This is a genomic window from Peribacillus sp. NPDC097295 (genome assembly GCF_044761665.1).
Taxonomy (GTDB): Bacteria; Bacillota; Bacilli; order Bacillales; family DSM-1321; genus Peribacillus.
Genome location: NZ_JBIWCW010000006.1, coordinates 139,370 through 151,903, shown reverse-complemented (window position 1 = coordinate 151,903; position 12,534 = coordinate 139,370). Strand labels below are relative to the sequence as shown.

Below are 12,534 nucleotides of genomic sequence, written 5' to 3'. Positions count from 1 at the left end.
AGGAAACCGTTTTCATTTTTGGTCGTTTCACCCGAGTCTCAATGCGGTAAAAACTGTTTTGGCCGATCCATTTTCCATTCTTCTACTGATGGCAAAATATCACTAAATTGAGTTTCCCAGTACTCGAAGGACTCCCATTTCTTAGGATGCAAAGGTCTCTCTTTATGCCAAGGACGTGGCTCCATAATGTTTAGTTGTGGGATATATTTATCCATATCTGTATATAGTTCGATTACATGTTTATCAGGATCCAAATGATAGGAGGCAATATTATGTCCAGCCGTATGACGACTGGGTCCCCAAATGGTAGATATGTTGTGTCGCATTAGAATGTCGGAGCTAGCATATTGATGCCCGGGGTTCCGCAATTGAAAAGCGATATGGTGCATATAAGACTTTTTCCCTTGAATGATATTCAAGGTATGATGATCTTCATTGCAAGTTAGAAAGTTTGCTACATCTAGGATTCGATCTGTCTTATGAAATCCAAGGATCCGATGATAAAAGTCAACATTCTTAGGCGCATCTTTGACACTAATAGATAGGTGGCCCAATTTAATCGGTATAATTCCGACTTCACTATAACCTGGTGAACTATATTCCATTTCATGATAGAGACAAATTTTATTACCATCTGGATCTTTTAACTCGAGTTGTTCAACTACTCCAGGTTGTTTATCATGTACAAGTTCACTAAATATCCCTTCTTCTCTTAAAAGGTATTGCGCATCCTTTAATTCCATCTGTGCATGGACCTGCCAACCTATCCCTTCCATGAAGCTATATTGGCTAGGGTGTATGACAATATGATGATGTTCGAAACCATTGCTAATATAGACCGTCCCATCTTCAGCCTGTTCAACGACTTTGCATCCTAGTACGTTTGTATAATAATTGACCAGTACTGCAACATTTTTTGAAAAGAACGTTACATAGCCTAGCCGGAAAACTGGAATCATGAAATCCCTCCTTTTATTTTACAGGTATTGCATGTGAAATTTTATTTGTTTGAATGCCTAAGTCAATGACATTGTCTGTGCTTTTGATGGAAAGACGTAAAACATCGCCATTTTGTAAATAGCCATTGTCTTTTTGCGTATCGATAAAATAAGAGATTTTATCTTCATGAGGGATTGTGTTATCAAAAATATATTGGATGATGTTTGCATTTAAACGTAAACATACGCCACCTGGTGTTCCTGTAAGCACGAGATCTCCAGTTTTTAAATTGAAGATTTCGGACATTTCACTTAACGTTTCTGTTGGTTTGAATAGTAATTGATCAGTTATTACATGTTGACGCGTTTCCCCGTTTACTTCTAGGTGCAGAACAAGTTGATAAAGGTATTGAATCTCATTTTCTTCTAATAAATAAATGTATGGCCCGACCGGACAAAATCCTCGATAGCTTTTCCCTTTGAACCATTGTTGTTCTACAATTTGAACGTCTCGTGCAGACAAGTCATTAGCGATAACAAAACCAGCAATATAGTCTTTCAGATTTTCATCTGTAACCGTGGTTTGTTCAGTTATATCTTTATTCATGATCAGACCAAGCTCAATTTCATAGTCTAATAGTTTTACATGTGCTGGACAGATTATATCAGCAGTTGCAGAAGTTAATGTACTAGATGCTTTAGTGAATAGTAAATTGTATGGGGGTTTTAGTTTTGTAAAACCCGCTTCTTCGCGATGTACCCCATAGTTGGTTCCTTGGCAAAAGATATTGGCATCTTCCGTTACTGGTGAAAGCAATGTGATTTTTTCATGAGTAATGATTTTTCCAGTTGTTTTTGCATGTTGAATGGCGTCATAACCATTAGTTAATAATTGATTTAATGTTTGCGCCTCATGCTCAATAATTCGAATGACTTTTTCTAAAACGCCCCAATGAATTTTAGATTCATATTCAAAACGCAATAATTTAATGCCCATAGTAATTTCCTCCTTAAAGTTATTAAATTAATTATAATGGTAACCCTTTACAGGGAACTAGCGTGATACTTATTGAAATCATCAATGAAGTTAAATGAAAATAATGAATCTGTTCTTAGGAGGTTTATATACTTAGAGGTTATTCTTATTAGATGACGTCTGTTGAATTAGAAGTCTCATAATCTGTTTGGACGGATCCTTTTTTAGCGAGTGATGTAATCACCAACCAAATAATGGCTAGAGCCAATAAACCAATGGCAGCAAGAAATAGTGTAAAACGGCCACCTTCTTGCCCAAATGAATGTAAAGTTAGTTGATACATGAAAGGGCTAATGATTGCGCCAAGACCTTGTGCGGCAACTGCAAATCCAACGAAAGAAATGCCCTTTGCTAAATTCGAAAGATCCGAAATACGTGCCAATACACCGGGAATCACAATTCCTAGGCCCATACCTCCAACTAGACTAGCCATGAATATGAATGTTAAGTCTTTAGCATAGAAACACCACAAGATTCCAAAAGCAGTCAATATAATCCCGAATGGAATGTTGAAATGAGGCCAAAGTTGGCGAAGCCGTCCAAAGAAAAAACCTACTAATAATGTCCCGAGTGTGAAAAGTGAAATAGCTAGACCTGCTTCTGTTGCGCTACCTAGTTTTTCGGCTTGAATAATAACCGAAATGTTCGTCACATAGCCGAATACCAAGGCTGTATAAAAAACTTGTCCTAGCGTAAAGCCATAAACTGTTTTAGATGCTGAAAATAGAATTTCTTTCAGAGAGGCATTCTCCACTTGAGTCCTTTTGGGCTCTGGTAAATATAAGAATGTAATCGCCAAAATCCAAATAGGAAATAGATAGACTAAGAATCCAAATTGCCAGTTGTAGGCGTCAGCCAACATACCACCAGCCACTTGAAAGAATACAGCACCAATACAGGCAACAGTTGATGTGCCCAGACCAATCAGAGTATCTCTTTCACGACCATTAAAGAAGCTTGATATGATATCAATGATAATGGTAATGTTATACCGACACCAAGCCCTAATAAACCGCGGAATGCAATGATTATAAATAAGTTGTCAATGAAGAATGGCATAATTCCCCCAATAATAAACAAGAGGAGTCCGGTAAAAAGAAGGGTCCTTTTTGAAAACGTATTTGCTAATTTTCCATAGAACAAGGAAGGGAAAATCTGAAAAAAACCAGGAATTGTAGCAATGAGCATCACGACGAAAGGGGGGAATTCAGGAAAGGCCACGATAAGATCTGCCATAATGGAACCTGCTACACCTGCGGCAACATCCTGGAAGGCGATTAGAACGATTAAAAACTTTAAAAAAGTAACGTTTTTTGTCTTTGCCATAAATAAAGACCCCCAAATTTTTTATTCATTTTTAAATAAATGCCGTGCAATGGCTTCGATAGTGAATATGACTCCCTTCTTAATAGTTACTCAAGATGATAGCATAGAATCTTACATTCAAAATCAATGGTTTTTAATCAAAAGTAGAGCCATTTTACGAAAAAAACACTTATTAATTCAGAATAATTAAAAAATTAAAGAGCCTTTTATTTATAAAACTAGAACTTTTTATGTCGGAAGTAATTTGATTTAATCTTGAATTCAATAAAATATATTTGTTTTATGTCAATCCATTTCAATTTTCCCTAAGATAATAAGGGATTTCAAAAGTAGCATAAGTTCAAATGAATGAGTAGAACTTCTTAAATCTTTATTGAGCATTTCTTCGATTTTTTGAATTCGATAGACTAGCCCACTCATTGATAAGTTTAAATCAAGCATGGTCTGTTGTAAGTTGCCGTTGTTGTTTAAGAATGCATAGAGCGTTTTTAAAAATTCCTCTCTTTTGTGTGCTTTTAGGGCAAGAATAGGTGAGAGTTCTTTTTCCGCAAGTTGGATAATTGTATTCATATTGACGGGATTAATGATGGACCCCATAATACTCGTATTTTCAAAGTAAATAAGGTTAGATTTCTTATCGATATTTAATGATGTCATTGCCTGTTGATTGGCTTCAGGTATATCTTCGATGGTATGAAGGGAACGACTTAAACCAACACGAAACTCATAACTTTTAAATGTTCGATGTAAGTGTTTTAAAATATTGGTTAGAAGTTCATGGGTCTTTTCTTTTTTTGGAAACAAAAAAGTGATTTCTTGTTGGAATTCCGTAATGAAAATTTGAACTTGGTGCATTTCCAAATAGGTTGTAAAGGATTGAATAATCTTATTCATCAAGGTGGAATCTTTAACGATGATTCCTTTTTTTATAATCCGTAAATTGCCAATATAGAAGTCTTCGTTTAAATCGATTTGTAACAAATAACTGCGAGATAGCATGTTACTTTTTGATATATATTGCTTCTGTAATAGTTGCTCAAAGAAATATGCCTTAATATTTTCTATAGCTTCTAAGCTTGATTTTTCATTTAAATAACATAAGGCGATGGCAGTAGCCGATCGTTGTAGAAAGTTCATTTCATCCTTTCGCGGTCCTTCCTCACATGAATAAAGAAAAGAAATATAGCCTATGATTTGTTTTTGAACCGTTATTGGACTGATTAAGCGAATGTGTTCTGTGCAATCAATTTGAATTGAATGCAAAGGCTCAATATGTTTCATTAAGATTTTCCCTGATTTAGTCTGAGGCATTTGATTAGCAAAATCAGTGGCTACAGCTTCTAATTCAGGTTCGGTAATTCCAATTGAATGGAGTGTATTAAAATTCAAATCCTGAATAACAACAGGAACATTTATATTTTCATGAATCGTCTCTAATATTTGTTCAATCGTCATTCCCTGAGAAATACCAATTGTTAAATCGTTATGGAAAGAGGAAACTTTTTCAGTTTGTTTTTTTTCGAGAAAAAGTTGTTCGTAGGTTTGATTCAACACATCAATCATTGGCGCTTGATGTGTTTTTTGTAATTCTTCCTTGGTTTTTTCATCCCAATGTTCTATCATTCTCATTTCAAAAGCGCAGTCATCATCACCTTTAGCTCTGCAAGTAATTTCAACAATATAAATCTCTCTCTTCGTTAAATAGGAAGTATAACCACTTGCATATCCTGCTAAGGTATGACAAATACAAGAATCACTTTTTCCAAAATGATTCGTATGTTCATATATTTCATAAGAATTGATCCAAATTCCTTTTGCATACATATATTTAACGGTATCGTCAGGATTAAGTTCTAAAATTCTATCAGATATAACATCAGTAATCTGGCCAGAATTTAAATGATAACCAGAAGCACAATCTAATTTTTCACGTAAACTAAGTGGTCTCTGTTCGACCTCTTTTGCATGAACGACACCGATATTCCAGCCATAACGCCTTAAAAAAACTTTAGCGTATTCCAAGCCTAGATATTCAATCAATTCTTTGCGAAGTAGACCAAATGTACCTGATGTTGAAAATAATTCTTTATCGACATATCCTGAATTCGCCATCATAGAATCCTCCCCCAAAAGTTTACGGTTCCATTCAAAAAAAATAAAGCGCTTTCACAAAACATTCTAGCAGAAATAAATGGAAAATGTAAACTTTATGGGAATTATAACCCATATAATCAGAAATTGGTTTTATGGTTTTCAAATACCTTTAAATGGGTTGATTTCCTAGGTGATTGGAAGAATCTTTTTATGTAAAGAATAACTATTTATGACTTTATTGGAGAAATGTAATCGAATAAAATTAAACAGTTTTTATTAGAATTCATCATGAAAATTCAAGACATTTCACTAAAGTTTATTAGCTAGCAGTTTGATATATTAGAAATTAATTAAGCAAAGGAGTTGGATATATGACAATCACCTTGAATGAAAAAGAATTAGAAACGATTCATAAAGCTAAGCTAATAGCTAACGATATTCGCGATCGAGTAAAGGAAACTGAAACTCTCCGTCGTATTCCAAACTCTACCATCCAACAATTAAAAGATCATGGTATTTTCAAGATGCTGCGACCAGCCAGATATGGTGGGTTAGAAGTTAATATCCAAACCTATAGCCAAGTTATTTTAGAAATATCGAAAGCATGCGCTTCTACAGGTTGGGTTGCTTCTTTATGTGCCATTCGTGAAATGATGGTAGCTGAATCCTTCAGCGAAAAAACACATCTGGAAATTTTCAGTGGGGATCCGGATGACGTGTTGTTTGCAGGAGTGTATGAGCCCCGTTCATGTACTGTTAAGAAAGTTGAAGGCGGTTACATAGTGGAGGAAGGGCATTGGATGTTCTGTTCGGGCTCACTGCATGCTACTTGGGGTTACTTCGGCATGTATTTAAAAGATGATCTCGGAAATATTCAGGAGCAACTTTTGATGACGTTGCCATTCGAGGAGTTAGAAGTGGAAGATGATTGGTTCACTCTTGGATTACGTGGTACGGGCAGTAATGCGGTTCACATGAAGAATGTATTCATACCGGAACATCGGTGTACGTCTTTTGTCAATGTATTGGATGGTCATTTCCAATCGGAGCACCTTCGAGACAATCCACTATATAGTTCGGCATTATTCCCTTGTCTCATATTATCTTTAGCATTACCTGGATTAGGTGTGATGCAAGAAATGCTACGTCTGTTCCATCAAAGTTTACCTTATCGAACAGCCCAACATATGGGTGTCAAAATGATTAAGGATGCAGCAAGCACTCACAGCATCCTTGCCGACGCAACATTAAAAGTGGAAACTGCCGAAATCTATTTAATGAATATAGCAAAGAGCATTGATAAATGGGCGAATAAACTAACAATCATGCCAAAATCTGAACGTCTAAAGATACTTGCTGATATCGGTTACAGTAATCGTCTATTGAACGAAGCGATGCAAGAACTTCTATCCATCGGTGGATCTGGGTTTGTATATGATGGCAATCCGATGCAACGTTTAATTCGCGATTTCATAACTTTACACTCACATCGTTCATTGTCGCCAGTAATCACGCTTGAGAATTTTGGTCGTCAATTATCGGGATTAGAACCGAATGCAGTCCGCTATTAAATAGATTTTTAGAATGTAGATGAGATGGTAGAGGGGTAGTTGATGATTTTCATGTTTCTAACATGAAAACCGTAAGGAGGTATTAGATGTGAAACCACAAATTGCAAAGTTAGGTTATGTAGCTTTAGAGTCATCAGATATCGAAAAATCGGTTATCTTTTTCCAAGATGTTATTGGACTAGAGTTAACAGAAAAAGTACAAGATACCTATTATTTTAGAGCTTGGGGCGATTTTCAACATCATACATTATCTATTTCACCAGGTGAGAAAGGAAAAGTGACATACATCGCCTTTCGTACAAAAAGTTCAGAAGATTTGTACCTTTTTAAAGAACAACTTGAAACGAAAGGTTATAGCATAGAGCGTGTAGCAGCGGGAACGACTCCAGGCATTGGGGAGGCCTTTCATTTTGTAGCACCATCGGGTCACAGGCTAGAGTTGTATTACGATGTTGAAAAAGGAGAAGTGGACGACCATCGACGATCCGTGCTGAAAAATCAAACATACAAGTCTTGGGCAAAGGGAGCTTCACCTCGTCGTCTTGACCACGTAAATATCCATACAAGTGCTCCAGGGAACAGCGCTTTCGATTTCTTTGTAGAAGAACTGGGCTTCCGAATCAATGAGTGCATTGAAACAGAAGAAGGCAGGTTGTTGGCTGGATGGATGAGCGTGACACCTCTAGTACATGACGTAGCACTCGTAGCACATGATTCATTGGAAACGCCGGCCCGCTTCCATCATATCTCTTATTGGTTAGATAGTTCGGGAGATTTGATGAGAGCGGCAGATATATTGAAAGAAAATGGCCTTCAATTCATTGGTCCCGGAAAACACAGTGTTTCACAAGCTATTTACCTATATGTCATTGACCCTGGAAGTGGATGTCGGGTGGAGCTATTTACTGGAGGCTACTTGATTTTCGAGCCAGACTGGGAAACGGTTGTTTGGCGACCGGAAGAAAGAGCATTTGGTAACACATATTGGGGTGACAGTATTACAGGAAATGAACTTATTGTACCAACGATAGAAGCATAAAGGAGGAATGAAATGTGACGATGACGAGAGAAGGAAACTCAATTACTTCGAATCACATTAATACAGGCAAATATACGACTTGGATGAATGAAACAGGCAAAAAAAATAATGAAACGATCCTATTTTTACACGGTTCGGGTCCGGGTGTAACATCCATTGCGAATTGGAGCTACGCATTAGCGGATTGTGCAGATACATTCCACTGCTTGGCACCCGATCTATATGGTTTTGCGAAAAGTGACCATCCCGCTGAGCCCTTGAAGAATCGTCAAGCTTGGATGGACTGTTGGATCGAACAAGTGATGGAAATTCTCGATTACTATGGTTTAGAAAAGGTTCAACTAGTCGGGAATTCACTTGGTTGTTCTATTGCGCTGGAACTATTGTTAGAATATCCGGAGCGATTTGACCGCATTGTTTTAATGGGACCTGGTGGTACACCTAATACCAAGTTAAGTCTGGAATTGGCCCGTGCGAAGTCATTTTACGATAGTCCTTCCAAAAAAAGATTACAGCAAATCATGGGTTGGTTTGTATACGATAAAGAACTGATGCAGCCAGTTATAGATGGCTTGACAGATGACCGGTTTGAAAATGCGATGCGAGAAGAGGTAAGTCGTTCTAACAATTCCATTTTTTCAACGGCGGCAGTTCCCATTCCAACTGTAGCGCTGAGCCGCATTAAAAATCCCATTCTTCTTGTACACGGTAGAGATGATAAAGTGTGTTCGATTGAATCTAGCTATTACTTAATGGAATATCTTGATGATGCGCAATTACATGTTTTCAGTCAATGTGGACACTGGACGCAAATCGAAAAGAAAGGACAATTCAATCATCTTATCCAAGAATTCTTTAATGGGCATTTATAACCTCTTATTAAAAGGCTTATAAAATAGGTAGATAATAGGAGTGAAAAGAATGTCGGAAATAACGGATATCGTTGTCATTGGAGCTGGCAATGCTGCATTATGTGCTGCCATTGCAGCAGCTGAAGAAGGAGCAAGTGTCACGATTTTAGAAATATCATCCGAGGAAGAAAAAGGTGGTAACACAGCCTATACACATGGCTCCATTCGATTCGCCTATGAAAATGGTGAACAAGTCCGTTCCCTATTACCAGACATGACGGATGCGGAGTTTAATAGTATTGACTTCGGTACTTATACGAAAGAGCAGTTTTTTGATGACCTTGCCATTATGTCGAACTATCGAACGGATTACGATTTGGCATCGATCATGACAAAAATGAGTTATGATACCGTTCGTTGGCTCACTGAACATCATGTTAAATGGATTCCAATTTACGGTCGGCAGGCCTATAAAACGGAAAATAAGTTTATTTTTTGGGGAGGAATGGTCATTGAGGCCGTGGGTGGAGGAAAAGGATTGGTCGACGCTCTCCACCAAGAAGCACTACGACTGGGTGTGAAAATTCACTATGAAACAGCAGCAATCGACCTTCTAACTACAAACCGCAATATTGAAGGAGTACTAGTGCGTAGCGGTGATCAAGAACGGTTAATTTCCTGCAAGGCCGTGATCTTAGCATCCGGTGGATTCCATGCCAATGTGGCGATGCGGACACAGTATTTAGGCCCCGGATGGGATACGGTTCATACAAGAGGTTGTAAATATAATGTCGGTGATGGTCTACAAATGGCAATGTCACTTGGAGCGCGTACGACTGGCAATTGGTCAGGTGCACATGCAGTTTGTGGTGATCGTTATCTTCAAGATTATAAGGAAGGTTTTCAAAAGTTAAGTTTTCCATTTGGGATTATGGTGAATCAACAAGGCCGGCGTTTTTTCGATGAAGGAGAAAACTTCCGTAACTATATTTATGCGAAAGTCGGTCGGGAAATTCTAAAGCAACCGGGACAGGTGGCATGGCAAGTCTTTGATGCAAAGGTGAAGCCCTTTATCCGAGAGGAATACAATGGTCGCCATATTACAAAAGTGACGGCCAATACACTAGAAGAGTTAGCTGACAAAATGGATGGTATTAACAAACATGAATTTTTAAAAGAAGTGGAGAATTTCAACGCTTCCGTTTCTGATGTGGCTTTCAACCCCAATGTTCTAGATGGCAAGAGTGCTGTCGGATTGGCTGTACCAAAATCGAATTGGGCCAATACGCTAGATGAAGGACCCTTTGAGGCCTATGAAGTGGCTTGCGGAATCACGTTCACCTACGGAGGGTTAAAAATCAATAAACAGGCACAAGTGATACACAATGACTTCACTGCCATTGAAGGGTTATATGCAGCCGGTGAAATCGTAGGTGGGTTGTATTATGATAACTACCCTGGTGGTGCTGGCTTGACTTCCGGAGCTGTATTTGGAAAAAGGGCAGGAGAACATGCCGGGCGATATATTCAAAGGTTTAAAAAACAGAAAATTAAGAATTATTAGGAGGTATGGATATGACGATCAAACAAAATAAAGTTAAAACGGGTGAATTTGAAACGTATTTTCATGAGGGTGGTAAGGAACATGAAGAAACAGTCATTTTCATTCATGGGTCAGGTCCTGGAGCTAATGCAAAAGCCAACTGGCAATTTGTCTTAGAAGAATATGCACAAGATTTCCATGTTATTGCACCAGACTTAATCGGCTTCGGCGATACGGATCATCCTGAAATTTATCCGGAAAATGGTGTGCAATGGATGTCGATGCGAGTTCAGCAAATTCTGGATTTGATGGATGCATTGCAAGTTAAAAAAGCCAATTTAATAGGGAATTCTCTTGGTGGTGTAGTATCTATGTATTTAAATATGCAGGCACCGGAACGCTTTGGGAAAATCGTATTAATGGGAGCGGGAGTCCTTTTAAAAGAGCCTACTCCAGAACTGATGAAACTTTCTAGTTTCCATCTAGATCCGACAAAAGAAAATTTAAGGAACTTATTAAGCTGGTTTGTTCATGATTTGGACCGCATGAAAGATTTTGTGGATCAGGTAGTAGATGAACGTTTTGCTATGTTCCAACGTCCGGAAATTCTTCGCTCTTATCGAGAGAACTTCACCAAGTCTTCGTTGACAGAAATGCTTATTCCGCAAACTGCACTTGAACGGATGGAGAATGAGTTTTTATTGATACATGGCTACTACGATCGTTTCGTGCCATTACAAAGTAGTCTATATGCACTTGATCATTTGCCAAATGTGGAATTGCGCGTCTTCAAAAAATGTGGACACTGGGTAATGATTGAACAACGAGAAGAGTTTTTACATGAAACGAAGCATTTCTTTACCAAAGATAAAGTTCAAGTGGAAATTTAAATGATTGAAAGGAGGGATTTAGATGAGTGAAACAATAGTGAATATAGAAAACGTCAGTGAGATGCTTATTGAAAATGCACGTTCATTACGAAAAGAGTTACGCGACGCTACCCTAGAAATCGATCAATCGAGTGCATTACCTACGAAAATCGTTGATTCCATCCGTGACAAAGGACTTTTGAAAATTCTTCGCCCGAAAATGTTCAAGGGGTATGAAACGGATATGCGTACGTATTTTGATGTTGTAACAGAAATCAGCCGTGGTAATGCTTCGGCAGGCTGGTTTGTTTCGCTTAGTAATATTCGGGATTACATGATTTCGTATGCGTTTGGTCGAAAAGCACTGATGGATATTTTTGGACCTAATCAAGATAGGGATGTTGTCTTAGCTGGGAATTTCAAACCCATTCACATTGATATTGAAAAAGTAGATGGCGGCTACATGATTAAAGATGCTAAATGGCCATTTGTCTCCGGTTCACCATATGCGGATTGGTTTTACTTTGGTGCGCCAATTGATGATGGCAATGGCGGCGTTGAGATGGCAATCCTAGTAATTCCTAAAGAAGATGTCACAGTTTTAGATGACTGGGACGTTGTGGGTCTTCGGGGATCTGGTAGTAACAGTGTTATTGTGAATGATGTATTCATTTCGGAACATCGTACGTCATTGGATCGTCTTGCGCAGCAAGGACATTATGTTATCGATGAACTTAAGGATAATCCGCTTTATCGCACACCGTTTGTACCATCGTTAACTTTGTCCATCGTGGCACCGGCTTTGGGAATCGCGCTTGGTGGCTTTGATTTGCATATGGAGCGCGTGGCAAAAGCGGGAATCGGTAATACCTTCTACAACAAAATGGATGAAGCGGCAGTGACGCATCTGCAAATTTCTGAAATTGATATGAAACTGGAATGTGCACGAATGTTACTGGAAAATGCCATTGGAAATTTAGATGGCCATTCGACAAAAGGGCAAATTTTTACACAGAAAGAAAGTATCCGGATAAAAGCGCAGTTTGGCTATGCTAATCAATTATGTAAGGAAGCATTCGATTTGATGTTAGCTGGATCTGGATCCATTTTCGCCTATAACAACAATGTATTCCAAACATTTTATCGTGATTTCATCACCATGCATTTACATGGTTTCATTACACCGTCAAGTTTATTAGAGACATATGGCCGGGTTATGTGTGATTTAGAGGCAAACACATACTTTGCATAAATTAGATAAGGGGGA

11 protein-coding genes are annotated in these 12,534 nt (G+C 38.2%); 6 read left to right on the top strand and 5 right to left on the bottom strand.

Annotation, left to right across the window (positions count from 1 at the left end):
- Positions 1-38: 38 nt before the first annotated feature.
- The 5 genes from ACIQXN_RS12840 to ACIQXN_RS12820 form a co-directional block, all read right to left on the bottom strand.
- The gene (locus ACIQXN_RS12840; RefSeq protein WP_402966923.1) at positions 39-959 is read right to left on the bottom strand and encodes a VOC family protein; all 921 of its coding nucleotides are present in this window, start codon (positions 957-959) and stop codon (positions 39-41) included.
- Positions 960-972: 13 nt separating this feature from the next.
- Positions 973-1,935, bottom strand: a complete 963-nt coding sequence (locus ACIQXN_RS12835; protein WP_402966921.1) for a fumarylacetoacetate hydrolase family protein — start codon at positions 1,933-1,935, stop codon at positions 973-975.
- A 148-nt stretch (positions 1,936-2,083) separates the two neighbouring features.
- Positions 2,084-2,836 carry an MFS transporter gene (locus ACIQXN_RS12830; protein WP_402966919.1) on the bottom strand — a complete coding sequence of 251 codons (753 nt, stop codon included), beginning with the start codon at positions 2,834-2,836 and terminating at the stop codon, positions 2,084-2,086.
- Positions 2,837-2,898: 62 nt separating this feature from the next.
- Complete coding sequence (locus ACIQXN_RS12825; RefSeq protein ID WP_402966917.1) at positions 2,899-3,300, bottom strand: MFS transporter; 402 nt, start codon at positions 3,298-3,300, stop codon at positions 2,899-2,901.
- Between the two features lie 285 nt (positions 3,301-3,585).
- Positions 3,586-5,412, bottom strand: coding sequence for a helix-turn-helix domain-containing protein (locus ACIQXN_RS12820; protein WP_402966915.1), 1,827 nt, complete (start codon positions 5,410-5,412; stop codon positions 3,586-3,588).
- 353 nt (positions 5,413-5,765) lie between these two features.
- Between ACIQXN_RS12820 and ACIQXN_RS12815 the strand changes: the two genes are divergently transcribed.
- The 6 genes from ACIQXN_RS12815 (at position 5,766) to ACIQXN_RS12790 (ending at position 12,519) form a co-directional block, all read left to right on the top strand.
- Positions 5,766-6,965, top strand: coding sequence for an acyl-CoA dehydrogenase family protein (locus ACIQXN_RS12815; protein WP_402966913.1), 1,200 nt, complete (start codon positions 5,766-5,768; stop codon positions 6,963-6,965).
- 88 nt (positions 6,966-7,053) lie between these two features.
- Positions 7,054-8,004: a VOC family protein gene (locus tag ACIQXN_RS12810; protein ID WP_402966911.1), complete on the top strand. Its 951-nt coding sequence runs from the start codon at positions 7,054-7,056 to the stop codon at positions 8,002-8,004.
- A gap of 20 nt (positions 8,005-8,024) precedes the next feature.
- Positions 8,025-8,876 carry an alpha/beta fold hydrolase gene (locus ACIQXN_RS12805; protein ID WP_402967129.1) on the top strand — a complete coding sequence of 284 codons (852 nt, stop codon included), beginning with the start codon at positions 8,025-8,027 and terminating at the stop codon, positions 8,874-8,876.
- A 49-nt stretch (positions 8,877-8,925) separates the two neighbouring features.
- Positions 8,926-10,419 carry an FAD-dependent tricarballylate dehydrogenase TcuA gene (gene tcuA, locus ACIQXN_RS12800; RefSeq protein ID WP_402966909.1) on the top strand — a complete coding sequence of 498 codons (1,494 nt, stop codon included), beginning with the start codon at positions 8,926-8,928 and terminating at the stop codon, positions 10,417-10,419.
- A gap of 11 nt (positions 10,420-10,430) precedes the next feature.
- The gene (locus tag ACIQXN_RS12795; RefSeq protein WP_402966907.1) at positions 10,431-11,288 is read left to right on the top strand and encodes an alpha/beta fold hydrolase; all 858 of its coding nucleotides are present in this window, start codon (positions 10,431-10,433) and stop codon (positions 11,286-11,288) included.
- A gap of 22 nt (positions 11,289-11,310) precedes the next feature.
- Positions 11,311-12,519 carry an acyl-CoA dehydrogenase family protein gene (locus ACIQXN_RS12790; RefSeq protein WP_402966905.1) on the top strand — a complete coding sequence of 403 codons (1,209 nt, stop codon included), beginning with the start codon at positions 11,311-11,313 and terminating at the stop codon, positions 12,517-12,519.
- The last annotated feature ends 15 nt before the right edge of the window (positions 12,520-12,534 follow it).